This window comes from Mesorhizobium sp. DCY119, assembly GCF_003590645.1.
GTDB lineage: Bacteria > Pseudomonadota > Alphaproteobacteria > Rhizobiales > Rhizobiaceae > Mesorhizobium_M.
The window spans coordinates 2,754,602-2,775,587 of sequence record NZ_CP031834.1 but is presented as its reverse complement, the minus strand read 5'-3'; the positions used below and the strand labels follow the sequence as shown (position 1 = coordinate 2,775,587).

The 20,986-nt window shown below is 60.5% G+C and carries 15 protein-coding genes and 3 tRNA genes; 1 reads left to right on the top strand and 17 read right to left on the bottom strand.

Annotated elements, in window-relative coordinates; translation table 11 throughout:
- Positions 1–398: 398 nt before the first annotated feature.
- The 14 genes from rpoC to DZG07_RS13410 form a co-directional block, all read right to left on the bottom strand.
- Positions 399–4,595: a DNA-directed RNA polymerase subunit beta' gene (gene rpoC, locus DZG07_RS13475; protein WP_091918818.1), complete on the bottom strand. Its 4,197-nt coding sequence runs from the start codon at positions 4,593–4,595 to the stop codon at positions 399–401.
- A 191-nt stretch (positions 4,596–4,786) separates the two neighbouring features.
- Complete coding sequence (rpoB, locus tag DZG07_RS13470; protein ID WP_119817793.1) at positions 4,787–8,929, bottom strand: DNA-directed RNA polymerase subunit beta; 4,143 nt, start codon at positions 8,927–8,929, stop codon at positions 4,787–4,789.
- A 204-nt stretch (positions 8,930–9,133) separates the two neighbouring features.
- A complete protein-coding gene (rplL, locus tag DZG07_RS13465) occupies positions 9,134–9,511 on the bottom strand; it encodes a 50S ribosomal protein L7/L12 (RefSeq protein ID WP_091918816.1) in 378 nt (125 codons plus the stop codon).
- A 52-nt stretch (positions 9,512–9,563) separates the two neighbouring features.
- Positions 9,564–10,082 carry a 50S ribosomal protein L10 gene (rplJ, locus tag DZG07_RS13460; protein ID WP_091918815.1) on the bottom strand — a complete coding sequence of 173 codons (519 nt, stop codon included), beginning with the start codon at positions 10,080–10,082 and terminating at the stop codon, positions 9,564–9,566.
- A gap of 363 nt (positions 10,083–10,445) precedes the next feature.
- Positions 10,446–11,144, bottom strand: coding sequence for a 50S ribosomal protein L1 (gene rplA / locus DZG07_RS13455; protein WP_091918814.1), 699 nt, complete (start codon positions 11,142–11,144; stop codon positions 10,446–10,448).
- A 4-nt stretch (positions 11,145–11,148) separates the two neighbouring features.
- Positions 11,149–11,577 carry a 50S ribosomal protein L11 gene (gene rplK, locus DZG07_RS13450; protein WP_091918813.1) on the bottom strand — a complete coding sequence of 143 codons (429 nt, stop codon included), beginning with the start codon at positions 11,575–11,577 and terminating at the stop codon, positions 11,149–11,151.
- Positions 11,578–11,734: 157 nt separating this feature from the next.
- Positions 11,735–12,262 (bottom strand): transcription termination/antitermination protein NusG, encoded by a 528-nt coding sequence (gene nusG, locus DZG07_RS13445; RefSeq protein WP_091918812.1) that lies wholly within the window; start codon positions 12,260–12,262, stop codon positions 11,735–11,737.
- Positions 12,263–12,290: 28 nt separating this feature from the next.
- Positions 12,291–12,494 (bottom strand): preprotein translocase subunit SecE, encoded by a 204-nt coding sequence (secE, locus tag DZG07_RS13440; protein WP_091918811.1) that lies wholly within the window; start codon positions 12,492–12,494, stop codon positions 12,291–12,293.
- 310 nt (positions 12,495–12,804) lie between these two features.
- Positions 12,805–12,880, bottom strand: a tRNA-Trp gene (locus DZG07_RS13435).
- A gap of 65 nt (positions 12,881–12,945) precedes the next feature.
- On the bottom strand, positions 12,946–13,425 hold the full coding sequence (locus DZG07_RS13430; protein ID WP_119817790.1) for a group II truncated hemoglobin: 480 nt from the start codon (positions 13,423–13,425) through the stop codon (positions 12,946–12,948).
- Positions 13,426–13,531: 106 nt separating this feature from the next.
- Positions 13,532–14,707 (bottom strand): elongation factor Tu, encoded by a 1,176-nt coding sequence (tuf, locus tag DZG07_RS13425; RefSeq protein WP_119817787.1) that lies wholly within the window; start codon positions 14,705–14,707, stop codon positions 13,532–13,534.
- A 412-nt stretch (positions 14,708–15,119) separates the two neighbouring features.
- A complete protein-coding gene (locus DZG07_RS13420; protein ID WP_197716855.1) occupies positions 15,120–15,545 on the bottom strand; it encodes a hypothetical protein in 426 nt (141 codons plus the stop codon).
- Between the two features lie 371 nt (positions 15,546–15,916).
- Positions 15,917–15,990: transfer RNA gene (locus DZG07_RS13415), tRNA-Gly, on the bottom strand.
- A gap of 30 nt (positions 15,991–16,020) precedes the next feature.
- Positions 16,021–16,105: transfer RNA gene (locus DZG07_RS13410), tRNA-Tyr, on the bottom strand.
- Between the two features lie 201 nt (positions 16,106–16,306).
- Between DZG07_RS13410 and rlmB the strand changes: the two genes are divergently transcribed.
- Positions 16,307–17,164 carry a 23S rRNA (guanosine(2251)-2'-O)-methyltransferase RlmB gene (gene rlmB, locus DZG07_RS13405; protein ID WP_119817784.1) on the top strand — a complete coding sequence of 286 codons (858 nt, stop codon included), beginning with the start codon at positions 16,307–16,309 and terminating at the stop codon, positions 17,162–17,164.
- Positions 17,165–17,182: 18 nt separating this feature from the next.
- Here the strand turns inward: rlmB and DZG07_RS13400 are convergent, their stop codons facing one another.
- From DZG07_RS13400 to gcl, 3 genes are all read right to left on the bottom strand, one after another.
- On the bottom strand, positions 17,183–18,100 hold the full coding sequence (locus tag DZG07_RS13400) for a 2-hydroxy-3-oxopropionate reductase (protein ID WP_119817781.1): 918 nt from the start codon (positions 18,098–18,100) through the stop codon (positions 17,183–17,185).
- Positions 18,101–18,123: 23 nt separating this feature from the next.
- Positions 18,124–18,921 (bottom strand): 2-oxo-tetronate isomerase, encoded by a 798-nt coding sequence (gene otnI, locus DZG07_RS13395; RefSeq protein WP_119817778.1) that lies wholly within the window; start codon positions 18,919–18,921, stop codon positions 18,124–18,126.
- Positions 18,922–19,110: 189 nt separating this feature from the next.
- The gene (gene gcl / locus DZG07_RS13390; RefSeq protein WP_119817775.1) at positions 19,111–20,892 is read right to left on the bottom strand and encodes a glyoxylate carboligase; all 1,782 of its coding nucleotides are present in this window, start codon (positions 20,890–20,892) and stop codon (positions 19,111–19,113) included.
- Positions 20,893–20,986 lie beyond the last annotated feature (94 nt).

Sequence of the window (20,986 nt, the reverse complement as noted above, 5' to 3'; positions counted from 1 at the left end):
CAACCTTCCCCCTCGAGCTTGCGCGCTAAAACCATGCAGCGCAAGGAACCGTCACACACGAGACGATGCAGTTCGACATTGTCGAAACACACCCAGCCATCTCTCCTGTTGTCGGCCATGCCCCCGGACAGAGATTGGCGGTGTCCCCGAGGCAGAATAAGTGGACTGCCTCTGTTGCATCAAGATCCCGCGAACGGATCAACCACTCGGATCACTCTGGCCGCAGGCTTCCCGCCCGAATCTGCGACCGTCGGCAATCGTTCCGGCTAGTATCGTCTTCCGGCTGATGCGCTGTCACCCCCCATATGGGAGTGTCCGGCAACGCACAGACATCGGGGCTCAAACAAAAATGCCGCCGGGTCGCCCCGGCGGCATTTCTTTACCAACAGCCCAAAAGCTTACTGAGCTGCGTTGACCATGTCGGTCAGCATCGGGTCGGCGACTTCCACGCCGGACGTCTTGCGACGCTCGTCGAGGATAAGTTCGTCGCGATGCGTCGCGATGCGACGGATCTGGCTCATCTGGCCACCTGTGCCGGCCGGGATGAGACGGCCGACGATGACGTTTTCCTTCAGGCCCTGCAGCATGTCGGTCTTGCCGGCAACGGCTGCTTCGGTGAGCACGCGGGTCGTCTCCTGGAAGGAGGCGGCCGAGATGAAGGACGGCGTCTGCAGCGAAGCCTTGGTGATGCCGAGCAGCACCGGCTGGCCTTCTGCAGGCTTCTTGCCTTCCTCGATCAGACGGTCGTTGATCTCGTCGAACTCGATCACGTCGACATGGTCGCCCGGGATGTAGATCGAGTCGCCCTGTGCCGTGATCTCGACCTTCTGCAGCATCTGGCGAACGATCACCTCGATGTGCTTGTCGTTGATCAACACGCCCTGCAACCGGTAGACTTCCTGGATTTCATTGACGAGATACGAGGCCAGAGCCTCCACGCCCTTGATCGCCAGAATGTCGTGCGGCGCCGGATTGCCGTCGAGGATGTAGTCGCCCTTTTCGATCGCATCACCGTCCTGAAGATGGAACGGCTTGCCCTTCGGGATCAGGTATTCGACCGGCTCCATTGTCGAGTCATGCGGCTCGATGATGATGCGGCGCTTGTTCTTGTAGTCGCGCCCGAAGCGGATCGTACCGTCGATCTCGGCGATGATGGCGTGATCCTTCGGACGGCGAGCCTCGAAGAGTTCGGCAACACGCGGCAGACCGCCGGTGATGTCCTTCGTCTTCGCGCTTTCCATCGGGATACGCGCAATCACGTCGCCCGGACGAACCATGGAACCTGGTTCGACCGAAAGGATCGCCTCGACCGAGAGCAGGAAGCGTGCATCGCCGCCCTTGGCGAGCTTGCCGACCTTGCCCTTGGCATCATGGATCGCGAGCGCCGGCTTGAGGTCCGAACCGCGCGGGGTCGAACGCCAGTCGATGACTTCACGCTTGGTGATGCCGGTCGATTCGTCGGCCGTTTCCTGAACGGAGATGCCGTCGACCAGATCCTCGAACACCACCCTGCCCTCGATTTCGGTGAGGATCGGGCGGGTGTATGGGTCCCACTCGGCGATACGCTGGCCGCGCTTCACCTTGTCGCCATCGTCCACGAAGATACGCGAACCATAGGTGACGCGGTGCGTGGCGCGTTCCTTGCCGGCTTCGTCCAGGATCAGGACCGCCATGTTGCGGCCCATGACCATGAGCTGGCCGTCGGAGTTGCGAACCACGTTGCGGTTGCGGATCTCGACCTTGCCCTCATACGAGGCTTCAAGGAACGAGCTGTCCACCACCTGCGCCGTACCGCCCATGTGGAAGGTACGCATGGTAAGCTGCGTGCCCGGCTCACCGATCGACTGCGCGGCGATGACGCCAACCGCTTCACCCTGGTTGACCGGGGTACCGCGGGCAAGGTCACGTCCGTAGCAGACGGCGCAGACGCCGGTCTTGACTTCGCAGGTCAGCGCCGAGCGGATGCGGATCGACTGGATCGCAGCCTTTTCGATCTGCTCGACGTCACGCTCGTCCATCAGAGTGCCGGCCTTGACGATCAGGTCACCCGTAAGCGGGTGATTGATGTCGTCGAGCGCCGTGCGTCCGAGAACACGCTGTCCGAGCGAAGCAACAACCTGGCCGGCATCGACGATCGGCTGCATGGTGAGGCCCTTGTCAGTGCCGCAGTCGACGGAGTTGACGATGCAATCCTGCGCCACGTCGACGAGACGACGGGTCAGGTAGCCGGAGTTTGCCGTCTTCAACGCGGTGTCGGCCAGACCCTTGCGGGCGCCGTGGGTCGAGTTGAAGTATTCAAGAACGGTCAGACCTTCCTTGAAGTTCGAGATGATCGGAGTTTCGATGATCTCGCCCGAAGGCTTGGCCATCAGGCCGCGCATGCCGGCGAGCTGACGCATCTGGGTGGGCGAACCACGCGCACCCGAATGCGACATCATATAGATCGAGTTCATCGGCTTCTGACGGCCATTGTCCTCGAACTCGACGGCCTTGATGCGGGCCATCATCTCGTCGGCGACCTTTTCCGAGCACTTGGCCCAGGCGTCGACGACCTTGTTGTACTTTTCGCCCTGAGTGATCAGGCCGTCATTGTACTGCTGCTCATATTCCTTCGCGAGCGCCTCGGTGTCGGCGACCAGCTTTTCCTTGGCGTCCGGGATCAGCATGTCGTCCTTGCCGAACGAAATGCCGGCGCGGCAGGCATGGGCAAAACCGAGAGCCATGATGCGATCGCAGAAAATGACCGTCTCTTTCTGACCGCAGTGGCGGTAGACCGTGTCGATCATCTTGGAGATGTTCTTCTTGGTCATCTCCTGGTTGGCGGTCTCATAAGGCACATTGACGTTCTTCGGCAGAAGCTCGCCGATGATCATGCGGCCGGGCGTCGTGTCATGGATCTTCGACACGACGTTGCCTTCCGCATCGACCGTACGGAAACGGCCACGGATCTTGGCATGCAGCGTAACAGCCTTGGTCTCGAGCGCGTGCTGGAGTTCGCCCATGTCGGCAAACACCATGCCCTCGCCCGGCTCGTTCTGGTTGACGATCGACAGGTAGTACAGGCCCAGCACCATGTCCTGCGACGGCACGATGATCGGTGCGCCGGAGGCCGGGTGCAGGATGTTGTTGGTCGACATCATCAGGACGCGGGCTTCAAGCTGGGCTTCAAGCGACAGCGGCACGTGAACGGCCATCTGGTCACCGTCGAAGTCGGCGTTGAAGGCCGTGCAGACCAGCGGGTGAAGCTGGATCGCCTTGCCCTCGATCAGGATCGGCTCAAACGCCTGGATGCCGAGGCGGTGAAGCGTCGGAGCGCGGTTGAGCAGAACCGGATGCTCGCGGATGACCTCGTCGAGGATATCCCAGACTTCCGGCTTTTCCTTTTCGACCAGCTTCTTGGCCTGCTTGACGGTCGAGGAGTAACCCTTGGCGTCGAGGCGGGCGTAGATGAACGGCTTGAACAGCTCGAGCGCCATCTTCTTCGGCAGGCCGCACTGGTGCAGCTTGAGCTCCGGACCGGTCACGATGACCGAACGGCCGGAATAGTCGACGCGCTTGCCGAGCAGGTTCTGGCGGAACCGGCCCTGCTTGCCCTTGAGCATGTCGGACAGCGACTTCAGCGGACGCTTGTTGGCACCCGTGATGACACGGCCGCGGCGGCCGTTGTCGAACAATGCATCGACCGCTTCCTGAAGCATGCGCTTTTCGTTGCGGATGATGATGCCCGGCGCGCGAAGCTCGATCAGGCGCTTCAGGCGGTTGTTACGGTTGATGACGCGGCGATAGAGATCGTTCAGGTCGGACGTCGCGAAGCGGCCGCCATCCAGCGGCACCAGCGGGCGCAGGTCCGGCGGGATGACCGGAACGACCTTCATGATCATCCATTCCGGACGGTTGCCGGATTCCATGAAGTTCTCGACCACCTTCAGGCGCTTGAGATACTTCTTCTGCTTCAGTTCCGACGTGGTCGAGGCAAGCTCGGAGCGCAGGTCGCCCGCGATCTTCTCCAGGTCCATTCCGGCCAGAAGGTCATGAATGGCCTCAGCGCCGATCATGGCGGTGAACTGGTCCTCGCCATACTCGTCGACGGCGATCATGTATTCTTCTTCGGAAAGAAGCTGGTTTTCCTTAAGCGCGGTCAGGCCCGGCTCGGTGACGATGTAGTTCTCGAAATAGAGAACGCGCTCGATATCCTTGAGCGTCATGTCGAGCAGCGTGCCGATGCGCGAAGGCAGCGACTTCAGGAACCAGATGTGGGCGACGGGTGCTGCGAGCTCGATATGGCCCATGCGCTCGCGGCGAACGCGCGACAGCGTGACTTCCACGCCGCACTTTTCGCAGATGACGCCCTTGTACTTCATGCGCTTGTACTTGCCGCACAGGCACTCATAGTCCTTGATCGGCCCGAAGATGCGCGCGCAGAACAACCCGTCGCGTTCCGGCTTGAACGTACGGTAGTTGATCGTCTCCGGCTTCTTGATCTCGCCGAACGACCAGGACAGGATCTTTTCCGGGCTGGCGAGCGAAATCCGGATGGAATCGAACACCTGCGCCGGGGCGTTGTTGTTGAAGAGATTCATGACCTCTTGGTTCATGCCGTTCTCCTTCTCGGGACCGAAGGCCCCTATTCGAATATTACCGGGCGATTTAGCCCCTTGGGTGATCCGCTCGATCGCCGCCGCTTCGCTGGCGTCACCGGATCCGTACGAGCGGCCGATCGTGCGGCCGCATGAATTTATCGGCGAACCGCAGAGAGCAATCGCGCTCCGCGGTTCGCCTTATTCGCCTATTCGGCAGCGTCAGGCAGACGCGTCGGCTGCTCGTCGATCCTGGTGTTTTCCAGTTCGACATTGAGACCCAGCGAGCGCATTTCCTTGACGAGAACGTTGAAGCTCTCCGGAATGCCTGCCTCGAAGGAGTCGTCGCCACGCACGATCGCCTCGTAGACCTTGGTACGGCCTGCCACGTCGTCCGACTTCACGGTCAGCATTTCCTGCAGCGTGTAGGCGGCGCCGTAAGCTTCGAGCGCCCAGACCTCCATTTCGCCGAAGCGCTGGCCACCGAACTGCGCCTTGCCGCCCAGCGGCTGCTGGGTAACGAGCGAGTACGGTCCGATCGAACGCGCGTGGATCTTGTCGTCCACGAGATGGTGAAGCTTGAGCATATAGATATAGCCCATCGTCACCTTGCGATCGAACGGCTCGCCGGTACGCCCGTCATAGAGCTGCGACTGACCGCTTGAGTGAAGGCCCGCAGTTTCCAGCATCTCGTTGATGTGGACTTCATGCGCGCCGTCGAACACCGGGGTCGCAATGGAGACGCCGCGCCTCATCTGCTCGCCGAGGCGAACGATGGACTCGTCGTCGAACTGGCGAACCGGCTCGTTGCGGTCGTTGTCCGGGATCAGGTGCTCGATCTCGTCCCGCAGCGGCTTGATGTCGGTATTGCCACCAGCCTTGTAGGCCTCGATCAGTTCGCCGATCTTCCTGCCCATGCCGGCGCAAGCCCAGCCCAGATGCGTTTCCAGAATCTGGCCGACATTCATGCGGCTCGGCACACCCAGCGGGTTGAGCACGATATCCGCATGCGTGCCGTCCTCGAGGAACGGCATGTCCTCGACCGGAACGATACGCGACACGACACCCTTGTTGCCGTGACGGCCGGCCATCTTGTCGCCGGGCTGCATCTTGCGCTTCACGGCCACGAAGACCTTGACCATCTTCATGACGCCGGGCGGCATCTCGTCGCCGCGCTGCACTTTCTCGACCTTGTCCATGAAGCGCTGTTCAAGCGCCTTCTTGGAATCGTCGTACTGGCCGCGCAGAGCTTCGAGTTCGCTCTGCTGCTTCTCGTCCTCGACGGCAAACTGCCACCACTGCGAACGCGGATACTCTTCCAGAGTGTCCTTGCCGACGCTCGAGCCCTTCTTGAAGCCCTTCGGTCCGGCAATCGCTTCCTTGCCGATGAGCACGTCGCTCAGGCGGCTGTAGACGTTGCGGTCGAGAATTGCCTGCTCGTCGTCACGGTCCTTGGCCAGACGTTCGATTTCCTCGCGCTCGATCGCCATCGCACGTTCGTCTTTTTCGACGCCGTGGCGGTTGAACACGCGGACTTCGACGACCGTACCGTAGGTTCCGGGCGGCATGCGCATGGAGGTGTCACGTACGTCCGAAGCCTTTTCACCGAAGATGGCGCGCAGAAGCTTTTCTTCCGGCGTCATCGGGCTTTCACCCTTCGGCGTGATCTTGCCGACCAGGATATCGCCCGGCAGCACTTCCGCACCGATATAGACAATGCCGGCTTCGTCGAGGTTCTTCAGCGCTTCTTCCGAAACGTTCGGAATGTCGCGCGTGATTTCCTCCGGTCCAAGCTTCGTGTCGCGGGCCATGACCTCGAACTCCTCGATGTGGATCGAGGTGAAGACGTCGTCGGCCACGATACGCTCGGAGAGCAGGATCGAGTCCTCGTAGTTGTAGCCATTCCACGGCATGAACGCGACGAGCACGTTGCGGCCGAGCGCCAGATCGCCGAGATCGGTCGAAGGACCATCGGCAATGATGTCGCCCTTGTTGACGTGGTCGCCCATGCGCACCAGCGGACGCTGGTTGATGCAGGTGTTCTGGTTCGAACGCTGGAACTTCATCAGCCGGTAGATATCGACGCCGGACTTGCCCGGATCGAGATCTTCCGTTGCGCGGATGACGATACGCGTCGCATCGACCTGGTCGACGATGCCGCCGCGACGGGCACCGATGGCGGCACCGGAGTCACGGGCGACGATCGGCTCCATGCCGGTGCCGACGAACGGCGCTTCGGCGCGCACCAGCGGCACAGCCTGACGCTGCATGTTCGAGCCCATCAGAGCGCGGTTAGCGTCGTCGTTTTCCAGGAACGGGATCAGCGCCGCAGCAACCGAAACGAGCTGCTTCGGCGACACGTCCATGAGATCGACGTTTTCGCGCGGCGCCATCATCACTTCGCCGGCATGGCGGCAAATGACGAATTCGTCGACGAAAGCGCCGTTCTCGTCGAGCAAGGCGTTAGCCTGCGCGACATAGTGCTTCGACTCTTCCATCGCCGAGAGGTAGCTGACGTCCAGCGTCACCTTGCCGTCGACGATCTTGCGGTAAGGCGTCTCGATGAAGCCGTACTTGTTGACGCGCGCAAACGTCGCCAGCGAGTTGATCAGGCCGATGTTCGGGCCTTCCGGCGTTTCGATCGGGCAGATGCGGCCGTAATGCGTCGGGTGCACGTCGCGCACTTCGAAGCCGGCGCGCTCGCGGGTCAGACCACCGGGTCCAAGCGCCGAAAGACGACGCTTATGGGTGATCTCCGACAGCGGGTTGGTCTGATCCATGAACTGCGAAAGCTGCGAGGAACCGAAGAACTCGCGCACGGCGGCAGCCGCCGGCTTGGCGTTGATCAGATCCTGCGGCATGACCGTGTCGATCTCGATCGAGGACATGCGTTCCTTGATCGCGCGCTCCATGCGGAGCAGGCCGACGCGGTACTGGTTTTCCATCAGCTCGCCGACAGAACGCACACGGCGGTTGCCGAGATTGTCGATGTCGTCGATCTCGCCCTTGCCGTCGCGCAGTTCGACCAGCGTCTTGACCACGGCAAGGATGTCTTCCTTACGCAGCACGCGCACGGTGTCCTCGGCCTTCAGGTCGAGACGCATGTTCATCTTGACGCGGCCGACGGCCGAAAGGTCGTAGCGGTCGGCATCGAAGAACAGCGAATTGAACATCGCTTCGGCAGTGTCGATGGTGGGCGGCTCACCCGGACGCATGACGCGGTAGATGTCGAACAGCGCGTCCTGGCGGCTTTCGTTCTTGTCGACGGCGAGCGTGTTGCGGATATAGCCGCCGACATTGATGTGATCGATGTCGAGAACGGTGAATTCCTCAGCGCCCGTCGAGAGCAGAACCTTCAGCGTCTTCTCGTCGATCTCGTCGCCGGCTTCGAGGAAGATTTCGCCGGTCGCGAAATCAACCACGTCTTCAGCCAGATAGCTGCCGTAGAGATCGTCCTGCGTCGCCTTGATGGCCTTCAGACCCTTGTCGGCAAGCTGCTTGGCCTGACGCGCGGTGATCTTCTTGCCGGCTTCGACGACGATTTCGCCGGTGTCGGCATCGACCAGATCATCGACAGCCTTCAAGCCGCGGAAGCGATCCACGGTGAAGGGAATGCGCCAATGGTCGCCCGACTGCTTGTATTCGATCTTGTTGTAGAAGGTGGAGAGGATCTCTTCACCGTCCATGCCAAGCGCCATCAGCAGCGACGTCACCGGAATCTTGCGGCGGCGGTCGATACGGGCGTGAACGACGTCCTTCGAGTCGAACTCGATGTCGAGCCACGAACCACGATAGGGAATGACGCGCGCGGCAAACAAAAGCTTGCCCGACGAGTGTGATTTGCCCTTGTCGTGATCGAAGAACACGCCCGGCGAACGGTGCATCTGCGAAACGATGACGCGCTCGGTGCCGTTGATGATGAAGGTGCCGTTGAGCGTCATGAGCGGCATGTCGCCCATGTAGACGTCCTGCTCCTTGATGTCCTTGATGGACTTGGAGCCGGTATCCTCGTCGATATCGAACACGATAAGGCGCAGCGTCACCTTCAGCGGCGCTGCATAGGTCAGGTCGCGCTGACGGCATTCGTCAACGTCGAATTTCGGTGCCTCGAACTCGTACTTGACGAATTCCAGCATCGATGCGCCGGAAAAGTCCGAGATCGGGAAGACCGACTTGAAAACGGCCTGCAGTCCTTCGTCAGGACGGCCGCCCTTGGGCTCGTCCACCATCAGGAACTGGTCATAAGATGCCTTCTGAACCTCGATCAGGTTCGGCATCTCCGCAACTTCCGGGATGTTCCCGAAGAATTTGCGTACGCGTCTGCGGCCATTGAAAGTCTGGGTCTGGGCCATCGTCGCTCCTTGCTGCCTCTCTTGGGGCGCGCTGCATCTCGCGCCTTGCAATACATGACCGCCTTCCGCCGGCGGTCCATCTGAAACGGGCGAAAACCCGTTTCCTGAAAGCCGTTTCCGGCCTTCAGGAAAGAGGTTCTCCAAACGCTTTCGCGTCACGCGGGATCGGCGGACGGCAAAACCGTCCGCCGAAAGCCGTAACGCTTACTTCAGTTCGACCTTGGCGCCAGCTGCTTCGAGCTGAGCCTTGATCTTGTCGGCGTCCGCCTTGGCAACGGCTTCCTTGACCGGCTTCGGAGCGGCTTCCACCAGGTCCTTGGCTTCCTTGAGGCCGAGACCGGTGATCGCGCGCACTTCCTTGATCACGTTGATCTTCTGAGCGCCGGCGTCGACGAGAACGACGTCGAATTCGGTCTTCTCTTCAACCGGAGCAGCAGCAGCGGCACCGCCGCCAGCAGCAGCAACAGCCACGGGAGCCGCAGCCGAAACGCCCCACTTTTCTTCCAGAAGCTTCGACAGCTCGGCCGCCTCGAGGACGGTCAGCTTCGAAAGGTCGTCTACGATCTTGGTGAGATCAGTCATTTTTAGTTTCCTTCAAAGTTCGAACAAATGTTGATGACAGCGAGGAACAACCTCATGCCGCCTCGTCCTTCCGGGCATAGGCGCCAAACACGCGGGCAAGCTGAGCTGCCGGTGCGTTGACGACCTGGGCGATCCTGGTAGCCGGGGTGGCGATCATGCCAACCAGACGTGCGCGCAGCTCATCGAGCGACGGGAGTGTGGCAAGAGCCTTCACACCGTCGGCGTTGAGTGCGGTCGTGCCCATCGAGCCGCCGAGAATGACAAGCTTGTCATTACCCTTGGCGAAATCGGACGCGACCTTCGGCGCGGCAATTGGATCTTCCGAATAAGCAATCAGCGTCTGTCCGGTGAACAGGTCGATGATGCCTTCGGATTCCGTGCCCTGAAGAGCGATTTTGGCGAGGCGGTTCTTCGCGACTTTGACGGTGCCACCGGCTGCGCGCATTTTCGACCGAAGGTCGTTCATCTGCGCAACGGTGATACCGGCATAGTGGGCCACGACGACTGAACCGGCGTTCGAGAACGCTTCATTCAGGCCCGTGACGAGTTCGCGTTTTTCCGCTCTGTCCACTGCCTATCTCCAGTTGACAGCCATCTCACTATGAAATGACTGCCGGGGTTGCCTTTTGCCGGGCGGGCTATCCAGAAATTCCAGATCTCCCGAACGGCGCTCGAGGATCCTGCCCCCCTTATCGCCACACCAGCACGCCGGTGTGCAGACAAAAGGCAAACACGGTTCGAACCTTTCATTGGAGCGTTCGCTCCGTTGTCGGGTCTTCACCCGTCTCATGCAGGCCCATATGAATTAAGGCGAGCCGCCTGCAATCTCGGACAGGATTTCCGAAAGCGGTTTCCCGCCTCCGGATCCGGGTCGGTTAAAACCCGGAATTCTTCAGGGAATCAGGCCATTACAGCCTGATTCCAATTCAATCGATCAAGCCGTCGCGAGGGTCGAGAGATCGACCTTCAGGCCCGGGCCCATCGTCGAGGTGACGGACACCTTCTTGACGTAGACGCCCTTGGCACCAGCCGGCTTGGCCTTGTTCACCGCATCGGCGAAAGCGCGGATGTTTTCTTCCAGCGCCTTGACGTCGAAGGAAACCTTGCCGACGCCGCCATGAATGATGCCGGCCTTTTCAACGCGGAACTCGACCGCACCGCCCTTGGACGCCTTGACGGCGGCGGCGATGTCCATGGTCACGGTGCCGACCTTCGGGTTCGGCATCATGCCGCGGGGGCCGAGAACCTTACCGAGACGACCAACCAGCGGCATCATATCCGGCGTGGCAATGCAGCGATCGAAATCGATCGTGCCCTTCTGGACGATCTCGACCAGATCTTCCGCACCGACGATGTCAGCGCCGGCGGCGCGGGCTTCATCAGCCTTCGCATCCTTGGCGAACACCGCGACGCGAACCGTGCGGCCCGTGCCGTTCGGCAGGTTGACGACGCCACGGACCATCTGGTCGGCGTGACGCGGATCGACGCCGAGATTCATCGAGATTTCGATGGTCTCGTCGAACTTGACCGTGGAACGGTCCTTGAGAAGCTGGATCGCCTCGCCCAGGCCGTAAGCCTTGTTGACGTCGATGCCCTCGCGGGACTTGGCTACGCGCTTTGCAATCTTTGCCATGATCTCAGCCCACCACTTCCAGGCCCATCGAGCGGGCGGAACCCTCGACCATGCGCATCGCCGCTTCCACGTCGTTCGCGTTCAGGTCCTTCATCTTGGCTTCGGCGATCTCGCGCACCTTGTCGCGGCTGATCTTGCCTGCACCGATCTTGCCCGGCTCCTTGGAGCCCGACTTCAGGTTGGCGGCCTTCTTCAGGAAGTAGGACACCGGCGGCGTCTTCATGACGAAGGTGAACGACTTGTCCTGATAGTACGTAATCACGACCGGAACGGGCGAACCCTTTTCCATTTCCTGCGTCTGCGCGTTGAACGCCTTGCAGAATTCCATGATGTTGATGCCACGCTGACCAAGCGCAGGACCGATCGGGGGCGACGGCGTTGCCGATCCCGCGGAGACCTGAAGCTTGAGCTGGCCTGCAATTTTCTTAGCCATTCTCTCTGCCTTGTTTCAAAGCCGGAATATTCCGGCGGTTGCAGTTTGGTGGTTCGGAAGACCACGGCCGGCTAAGCCGCCTCTTCCTCCCACCGCTTCGACAACAGACTTGCGTCCGTCGCCTGCCCGTTACCGAAACCGGCAACGAGCGTTCGGATCAGCCCTTTTCGACCTGTCCGAATTCGAGATCGACAGGCACGGCGCGCCCGAAGATCGAAACTTCCACCTTGAGCCGCGCCCGCTCCTCGTCCACTTCCTGGACGAAACCGTTGAACGAAGCGAAAGGCCCATCCGAGACGCGAATGGCTTCGCCGATCTCGAAGGTGACCGACGGCTTCGGCCGCTCGACGCCTTCCTGAACCTGGTTCAGGATGCGCTGGGCTTCAGCTTCCGTGATCGGCACCGGCTTCGAGTCACCGAGGAAACCCGTGACCTTCGGCGTGTTCTTGACGAGCGAGAACACCGCGTCCGTCAGATGCGCCTTAAGCAGCACATAGCCCGGGAAGAACTTGCGCTCGGCATCGACCTTGCGGCCGCGACGCACTTCCACGACCTTTTCGGTCGGCACGACGATCTGCTCGATCTGGTCGCTCAGGCCCTTCTGCTTGGCCTTGTTGACAATATCTTCGGCGACCTTCTTCTCGAAATTCGAGTAAGCGTGGACGATGTACCACCGCGCAGTCATCTCAAAACTTCTCCGTATTCGCCGGTATTCAGCGGCCGATGCCGAGGATCAACTCGACACCGAGAGCCATTAACTGATCGGCAGCGAAGAAAAAGATCATCGCAATCACCGCGAACACGAGAACCATGATCGTCGAGATCACCGTTTCGCGCCGCGACGGCCAAGTCACCTTTGCCGTCTCCGACCTTACCTGCTGCAGGAAGGTGAAAGGATTGGTGGTTTTTGACGCCATTTGCCGCTCTGCTTTCGAAGACCCGGAAAGACCCGAGCCTCTTGGATGTTCCCGTTGGCCGGGAGCTGCCTTTGCCTGGTACCGAAATCCGTCGCGAATCAGCGCCGATATTCCGCCCATGCATTTCGGGCGCGTAAAGCCGATCGTTCAGCTCCACGCGCCGCGTGTCCGTTGTGTCTACATAAAACCGATTCCCGACACATGCAAGTGCCTAAAATCCGTCTTACCTGCCAAACGCCCTTTGCCGGAACCATCCAATCGTCCCGTCAACGGCTATGTCGACAATTCGCGACCGCTAGGTCTGCGTTGCTGGCAGGGGCAGCAGGGCTCGAACCTGCGACCTGCGGTTTTGGAGACCGCCGCTCTACCAACTGAGCTATACCCCTATCGCGGCTGCTTCATTTCACAAAGATGTCCGCGTTTCAAGAGCCGAGAATGGTTTTCGAGCGTCTCAATTCGCGGAAGGCGGTTGATAAGGCCCGCCGGGAACGCCCCAGCCCCATTTCGGCATCGGCTCGTTGAGCTCAGGCGCTGCGCCATCCTGCGAATTCAGCCTGGCCAGCCTTGTGCCCCATTCGAGATAGGCAACCAGTGCCGAGCGGAATTCGGGATCGTCGGGCAATCCGACCTCGTCCGCCGAATCGAGAAGCAAGACTATCCACTGCCGGCGCTGCTCTTCGGTCAGATGGCGCCCAAGGTGATGCTTGATCATTCCGGCATGGCCGCCAAGCTTCTCGCTGTAGATGGCCGGGCCGCCAAAAACCTCGCCGATGAAGGCTGCGACGTGAGCGGGATGATCGCCCGACATATTCCGAAAGACAGGCTCCAGAAGCGGATCGGCCAAAACCTTGTCGTAGAAGGTGCTGGTCAATCGATTGAGCGCTTCGGTTCCTCCCGCCCATTCGTACAGCGTCGGCACGTCCTTCGTCATCGCAATCTCCTCGCTCGCGGAAGCAGCATATGGGAACGACGATGGCGCTTTAAAAGAGAAAGGGCGGCCGAAGCCGCCCTTTCCTGACAAACGGATGTTTGCGTTATTATTCGACGATGGTGACGACGACGCCGGCACCGACGGTGCGGCCGCCTTCACGGATGGCGAAGCGGAGCTTCTCTTCCATCGCGATCGGCACGATCAGTTCGACATCGACCGTCACATTGTCGCCCGGCATCACCATCTCGGTGCCTTCGGCCAACTGCACGATGCCCGTCACGTCCGTCGTACGGAAATAGAACTGCGGACGGTAGTTGGTGAAGAACGGCGTATGACGGCCACCCTCTTCCTTCGTCAGGATGTAGGCTTCGGCCTTGAACTTCTTGTGCGGCTTGACCGAACCCGGCTTGGCCAGAACCTGGCCGCGCTCGACACCTTCGCGATCAACGCCGCGCAGCAGCGCGCCGATGTTGTCGCCGGCCTGACCCTGGTCGAGCAGCTTGCGGAACATCTCGACGCCCGTGCAGGTCGTCTTCGACGTCGCGCGGATGCCGACGATCTCGAGTTCTTCGCCAACCTTCACGATGCCGCGCTCGACGCGGCCGGTCACAACCGTGCCACGGCCCGAGATCGAGAACACGTCTTCGATCGGCATCAGGAACGGCTGGTCGATCGGACGCTCAGGCGTCGGGATGTAGGCGTCAACCGCTGCCATCAGCTCGCGGATCGCGTCTTCGCCGATCTTCTTGTCGGAATCTTCAAGAGCAGCCAGAGCCGAACCCTTGACGATCGGAATGTCGTCGCCCGGGAATTCGTTCTTCGACAGAAGCTCGCGAACTTCCAGCTCGACCAGCTCGAGCAGCTCGGCGTCGTCGACCTGGTCGACCTTGTTCAGGAACACCACGATCGAAGGCACGCCGACCTGACGGGCGAGCAGGATGTGCTCGCGGGTCTGCGGCATCGGGCCGTCAGCTGCCGAAACAACCAGGATCGCGCCGTCCATCTGGGCAGCACCGGTGATCATGTTCTTCACATAGTCGGCGTGGCCGGGGCAGTCGACGTGAGCGTAGTGACGGTTGGCCGTCTCGTACTCGACGTGCGCCGTCGAGATCGTGATGCCGCGCGCCTTCTCTTCAGGTGCAGCGTCGATCTGGTCATACGCCTTGAACTCGCCAAAATACTTCGTAATCGCAGCCGTCAATGACGTCTTGCCATGGTCAACGTGACCAATCGTGCCAATGTTCACATGCGGCTTGTTGCGCTCAAATTTACTCTTAGCCATTGATATTTTCCTTGGCGGCTGTGCTTCGGTTTGGGTTCGAATTCGGGGCGATTAGCGACAAAGGCCAAAAAACACAAGAGTCTTTTGACCTTTCAATGCCGGCCCAGAGCATCGGACCGAAAAGTGGATTCGGTTTTCGGAATAGTCCGATGCTCATTCTAAGTCCTAGATCGTCCTTTATGCGTCCGAATGGACGCACAACGATCTAGCCGGGACGACCGCTCCGATTTCAGTGTTGACGCCGATATAGGTATGCGCTGCCACAATTCAAAGGGCGGCAGAGAGCTGTTGGTTTTTTCGGGATATCTGCCGCAGCCTTGGTAATCGAGTAGCTTGTTTCGTCTGCCAAGTGGCCGTCCGCGCGCCGGCAATATTCAGCACGCGGACTGCAATCCACGAAAATCACGCAGTTCTAGCGGCCGTGATAGTCAGGTCGCAGCACGGCCGGCATCGGCTGGCCACTCGGCACCGGGCTTGGCCGGACATCAGGTCTCCCGTTGCCCGGATTGGGTCTCGGCGGGCGCGGACCGACATCTGGCCGCCCGCCACTCCCGCCCCCGACATTCGGCGGGCGCCCGCCGCCGACCATCGGCGGTCGCGGCCTGCCCGGATTGTCGTAGTGCGGACGATGCCTGCGATGATCGCGACGATAATAGCCGCCGCCCTCGTAGATCACACCACCGCCATAGTACCCGCCGCCGCCGTAATAGCCGCCGCCGTCATACGGGCCTCTGTCGTAATAGCCATCGTCATAGTAGGCCCCGGTGTCGACGCAACCGCTCAGGGCCAGGCCGGAAATGCCGATCGCGGCGGCAACAAATAAAGTCTTCGCAGACATGGCAGCATCTCCTGCGTTTCCATCTCCAGGAGATATGGTGCGCAGATTACACGCGGCAAGATAGGAACGGTCATCGCCATGCTCGGCCGGCCAATGGCGGAACCGAGCGCGTGGGAAGCTCGCCGGGGTAAGAGCCCCCGCCCCTCCCCGGCGAGCCTTCACATCCCTGATCAATATCGAGACACGATCAGGGCCGGCTATTGCCGGCAAGCAATACCATGCAGGACTGATGCCAGAATTTTCTTCCCGAAATGAAACACCTGGCGATCAAGGTGCGTCATGATTTGGCACCGTGAGACTGTGATCGCGCAAAGGTTTGAAGCGAAACCGACAATTCGCTCAAACGACCGGCATATTTTGTGGCTTTTATCTGGAGCGGGTAGCGGGAATCGAACCCGCGTATTCAGCTTGGAAGGCTGCTGCTCTACCATTGAGCTATACCCGCGTCTTATATTCAAGGCTTCCGGGCCGGCAGTGGTGGAGAGGGTTGGATTCGAACCAACGTAGACTGAGTCAACGGATTTACAGTCCGTCCCCTTTAACCACTCGGGCACCTCTCCAAACTGCTGCCAGGAGCCTTGCAACGAGGCATTCTGCGGATTGTCAGCCAGGTAACTTCCCTGCCCGCCAACCTGCGAAGCGCCTTATGGCGGCAAGGCAAAACACTGTCAACCGCACTGCCCGAGATTTCAGAACGAAATTCGCAATGCCCTCACGTCGCTGCCATATCCAAAAGGAAAACACGCCGTTATAGAACGCTTATGAGCGACGATAAAAAATCCAAGACACCGAAAGATACCCATTACGCCAAGCTTCGGCGCGCCTATCGCGACCAGAAGAGTGGCGGCCAGCCGGCTTTCCGGCCAAAACCGAACGTTCCGCCGGGCGAAGCAGCACCAGACGGCACCTTGCGGCTCTACGGGCTGCATACGGTGCGCGCAGCGATCGACAATCCGCGCCGCAAGATCAGCCGGATGCTGGTAACGCGCAATGCGCTGGAACGGCTGGAGATCGCGGATTCGGACGCGCTGCCCTTTGCCGTTGAAATCGTCGAGCCGCGCGATATCGACAAGATCACCGGCAGCGACGCGGTGCATCAGGGCGTATTGATCGAGACCGCACCCCTGAAGCCAAAGGCGCTCAACGCGCTTGGCGACACACCTTTGGTGCTGGTACTTGACCAGGTCACCGACCCGCACAATGTCGGTGCGATCATTCGATCGGCAGTGGCTTTTGGTGCCGGCGCACTGATCACCACGCAGCGCCACAGCCCGCACGAATCAGGCGTACTGGCAAAGTCCGCCTCCGGCGCGCTGGAACACATCGACATGATCGAGGTGAAGAATCTGTCTGACGCGCTCGGCCAGCTGCACGAAGCCGGCTTCCAGACCATCGGCCTCGATTCGGAGGGTCCGGCGGAACTGGAAAAATCCTTTGACGCGCAAAAAATAGCCCTTGTCCTTGGGGCTGAGGGCAAGGGCCTGCGCCAGAAGACGCGCGAAACCGTGACGGCACTCGCCCGGCTCGACATGCCGGGCGCTATCCGCTCGCTCAATGTGTCGAATGCGGCGGCGATATCGCTTTATGCGGCGCGGAAGTTTTTGGCTGCCAGCGAATAACGCGTTGGCTAGCCGCGATCAGGCGGCTTCGCTCTTCGTGGCGATCACTTCGGTACCGACCTCGAAATTCGCCATTCGTTCCAGCGCGCGCACCAGCGCCGAGTGATCCTCCTTCGCCCCGCCATTGGCGGCGCATGAGTTGAAAAGCTCTTGTGTCATCGACGTGTTCGGCAGCGAAACACCGAGCGCCTTGGCGCCCTGGAGTGCCAGGTTCAGATCCTTCTGGTGCAGTTCGATGCGGAAGCCCGGCGCAAAAGTGCGCTTGACCATGCGCTCGCCATGGACCTCGAGGATGCGCGAATTGGCGAGACCGCCCATCAGCGCCTGCCGCACTTTTGCCGGATCCGCACCCGCCTTGGATGCGAAAACGAGCGCCTCGGCAACCGCCTCGATGGTCAGCGCAACGACGATCTGGTTGGCGACCTTGGTGGTCTGGCCGACGCCATTGGGTCCAACCAGCGTGATGTTCTTGCCGAGCTTTTCGAAAACCGGTGTCGCGCGATCGAACGCCGCCTGCGAACCGCCGACCATGATCGTCAGCGATGCGGCCTTTGCACCAACCTCGCCACCCGAGACCGGCGCATCGAGATAATCGCAGCCGAGTTCGTTGATCTTTCTGGCGAACTCCTTCGTCTCGATGGGCGATATCGAGCTCATGTCGATGACGAGCTTGTTCCTGGAAAGTCCTGAACTGACACCATTTTCACCAAACAGGACGTCAGCGACCTGCGGCGTATCCGGCACCATGGTGATGATGATGTCGGCAGCGCGCGCCACAGCATCATTGCCCGTCACGACCTTCAGGCCCTTGGCCACGAGGTCGGCCGACGGTGCGCTGCGGTGGTCGGTGGTCACGACCTCGTAGCCCGCGTCCAAAAGATGTCCTGCCATGGGTGCGCCCATGATGCCGAGGCCGATAAGGCCGATCTTTTCCATTTTATGTCTCCTGTTCTGATCAGCTAGGCTGCTGCGGTCGCCTTGCCGGCAAACTCCCGAAACCACCCAAGCCCTTCATCCGTGGCGGCCTTGGGCTTGTATTCGGCGCCGACCCAGCCGGCGTAGCCGATGCGGTCGAGATGTTCGTAGAGGAAGGGATAGTTGATCTCGCCCGTCCCCGGTTCGTGACGGCCGGGATTGTCCGCAAGCTGGATATGCGCGATGCGGCCGAGATTTGCCTCGATCGTCCGGGCGAGATCCCCCTCCATGATCTGCATGTGATAGATGTCGTATTGCAGGTAGAGATTGTCCGAGCTGACCTTCTCGATAAGCGCGAGCGCCTGCTTCGTATTGGTCAGGAAAAAACCGGGAATATCGAGCGTGTTGATCGGTTCGATCAGCAGGCGGATGCCAGCCTCTTTCAAACGCGATGCAGCGTATTTCAAGTTCTCGACGAACACGTCCTCAAGCGTGGCGCGATCTACGCCTGCAGGCGCAATGCCAGCCAGACAATTGACCTGCGGACAGCCCAGCGCCTTGGCATAGGTGATCGCCTTGTCGACGCCGGCCCGGAATTCCTCGACCCTGTCCGGCAGCACGGCGATGCCGCGCTCGCCCTTTGCCCAGTCGCCAGGCGGCAGGTTGAACAGCACCTGCGACAGCCCGTTTTTCTTCAGGTGCGCGGCCACCACGTCCGGTGCATGGTCGTAGGGCCCGATATATTCGACGCCCTGAAATCCGGCGCGCGCCGCTGCGTCGAAACGGTCGAGAAAATCATGCTCGCCAAAGAGCATGGAAAGATTGGCGGAAAATTTTGGCATCGGTGGTTCCTTTTATTTCCGGTGCGTCCTTCGAGGCTCGCTCCGCTCGCACCTCAGGATGAGGGTGGTTTTAGCCATTCACCCAAGTTCTGTTGCGCAGGCATTCCAGAGCTTGGCAAGAAAGTGCCCACCCCCCTCATCCTGAGGTGCGAGCGGCCCGAGCCGCGAAGGACGCACCCAGTCGCGATGTCAATCCAGCAGCGCGATCGCAGTTGGCGCATCTTCGTTCTTTTCGGCAAGCTCCTCGAATTCGACGACGGCGTCGATTTCCGTACCCATCGAAATATTCGTCACCCGTTCGAGGATGAATTCAAGCACGACCGGCACCTGATGCTCCTTCACTAGCCGCTTCGCCTCGGCAAAGCCCTTCGCGAATTCGTCCGGCCTGCGAACCCGCACCGCCTTGCAGCCCATCGCCTCGGCGACAGCGACATGATCGACACCGTAGCCAACCTCGGCATGGCCAACCGTGTTGATGTTCTCAAAAGCCAGGCTGACCTCGAAATCCATCGAAAAGCCGCGCTGGGCCTGCCGGATCAGGCCGAGATAAGCGTTGTTCACGACGACGTGGATGTAGGGCAGCTTGTGCTGCGCGCCGACCGCCAGTTCCTCGATCATGAACTGGAAATCATAGTCGCCTGACAGCGCCACGATATCGCGCTCAGGATCGGCCGCGCGCACGCCGAGGGCTGCCGGCAGCGTCCAGCCGAGTGGGCCGGCCTGCCCGCAATTGATCCAGTTGCGCGGCCTGTAGACATGCAGGAACTGCGCCCCGGCGATCTGGGAAAGACCGATCGTCGTGACATAGGTCGTGTCGCGGCCGAAAGCCTTGTTCATCTCCTCATAGACCCGCTGCGGCTTCAGCGGCACCTGGTCGAAATGCGTCTTGCGCTTCATGGTCTTCTTGCGCGCCTGGCATTCCCTGGCCCAGCCGCTCCAGTCGCGCAGTTTACCGGCAGTCTTCCACTCGGTGGCGACATCGAGCAGCATTTTCAGCGCAGCGCCTGCGTCCGAGACGATGCCGAAGTCGGGTGCGAAGACGCGGCCGATCTGCGTCGGCTCGATATCGATGTGAACGAACTTGCGGCCGGCGGTGTATTTTTCGACCGAGCCGGTATGGCGGTTGGCCCAGCGGTTGCCGATGCCGATGACGAAATCGGACGCCAGCATCGTCGCATTGCCGTAGCGGTGCGATGTCTGCAGCCCGCACATGCCGGCCATCAACCGGTGATCGTCAGGGATCGTGCCCCAGCCCATCAGCGTTGGGATGACAGGCACGCCCGTGATCTCGGCAAACTCGACCAACAGGTCGGACGCATCGGCATTGATGATGCCGCCGCCGGCAACGATCAGCGGGTGTTCCGCTTCGTTGAGCATGGAAAGCGCCTTTTCGGCCTGGGCGCGGCTGATCGCCGGCTTGTGCGGCACCATCGGCTCGTAGGTGTCGATGTCGAACTCGATCTCGGCAAGCTGAACGTCGATCGGCAGGTCGACCAGAACCGGCCCCGGACGGCCGGAGCGCATCAGGAAAAACGCCTTCTGCAGTGCCATCGGCACCAGGTATGGTTCCATGACGGTAACGGCCCATTTGGTGACGGGTGCTGCAATCGCTGCGATATCGACCGCCTGGAAATCCTCCTTGTTGAGACGCGCCCGCGGCGCCTGCCCGGTAATGCAGAGGATCGGGATCGAATCCGCCGAGGCCGAATAAAGCCCGGTGATCATGTCGGTGCCGGCCGGACCGGAGGTGCCGATGCACAGGCCGATGTTGCCGGCCTTGGTCCGCGTATAGCCTTCCGCCATATGCGAAGCGCCCTCGACATGACGCGCCAGAATATGACGCACGGTGCCCCGCGCCTTCAGCGCCGAATAGAATGGATTGATCGCAGCCCCCGGCACGCCAAAGGCACAATCGATACCTTCCTTTTCCAAAACGAGAACCGCCGCATCGACGGCGCGCATCCTTGCCATTTTTTTCCTCCACGAGAGTGGGTGTGATCTGATGGCTGGATCATGACAGCGATCTTCCGAATTCTCAATTTTTCCAGAATATTTTTCCATTTTC

Bases quoted from the DNA above. Each gene is read 5' to 3' on its own strand.
- rplA (WP_091918814.1), bottom strand. From the start codon at position 11,144: ATGGCAAAGATTGCAAAGCGCGTAGCCAAGTCCCGCGAGGGCATCGAC.
- DZG07_RS13400 (WP_119817781.1), bottom strand. From the start codon at position 18,100: ATGGAAAAGATCGGCCTTATCGGCCTCGGCATCATGGGCGCACCCATG.
- rplK (WP_091918813.1), bottom strand. From the start codon at position 11,577: ATGGCTAAGAAAATTGCAGGCCAGCTCAAGCTTCAGGTCTCCGCGGGA.
- nusG (WP_091918812.1), bottom strand. From the start codon at position 12,262: ATGACTGCGCGGTGGTACATCGTCCACGCTTACTCGAATTTCGAGAAG.
- rlmB (WP_119817784.1), top strand. From the start codon at position 16,307: ATGAGCGACGATAAAAAATCCAAGACACCGAAAGATACCCATTACGCC.
- rplL (WP_091918816.1), bottom strand. From the start codon at position 9,511: ATGACTGATCTCACCAAGATCGTAGACGACCTTTCGAAGCTGACCGTC.
- secE (WP_091918811.1), bottom strand. From the start codon at position 12,494: ATGGCGTCAAAAACCACCAATCCTTTCACCTTCCTGCAGCAGGTAAGG.
- DZG07_RS13420 (WP_197716855.1), bottom strand. From the start codon at position 15,545: ATGTCTGCGAAGACTTTATTTGTTGCCGCCGCGATCGGCATTTCCGGC.
- tuf (WP_119817787.1), bottom strand. From the start codon at position 14,707: ATGGCTAAGAGTAAATTTGAGCGCAACAAGCCGCATGTGAACATTGGC.
- gcl (WP_119817775.1), bottom strand. From the start codon at position 20,892: ATGGCAAGGATGCGCGCCGTCGATGCGGCGGTTCTCGTTTTGGAAAAG.
- rpoC (WP_091918818.1), bottom strand. From the start codon at position 4,595: ATGAACCAAGAGGTCATGAATCTCTTCAACAACAACGCCCCGGCGCAG.
- otnI (WP_119817778.1), bottom strand. From the start codon at position 18,921: ATGCCAAAATTTTCCGCCAATCTTTCCATGCTCTTTGGCGAGCATGAT.
- rpoB (WP_119817793.1), bottom strand. From the start codon at position 8,929: ATGGCCCAGACCCAGACTTTCAATGGCCGCAGACGCGTACGCAAATTC.
- DZG07_RS13430 (WP_119817790.1), bottom strand. From the start codon at position 13,425: ATGACGAAGGACGTGCCGACGCTGTACGAATGGGCGGGAGGAACCGAA.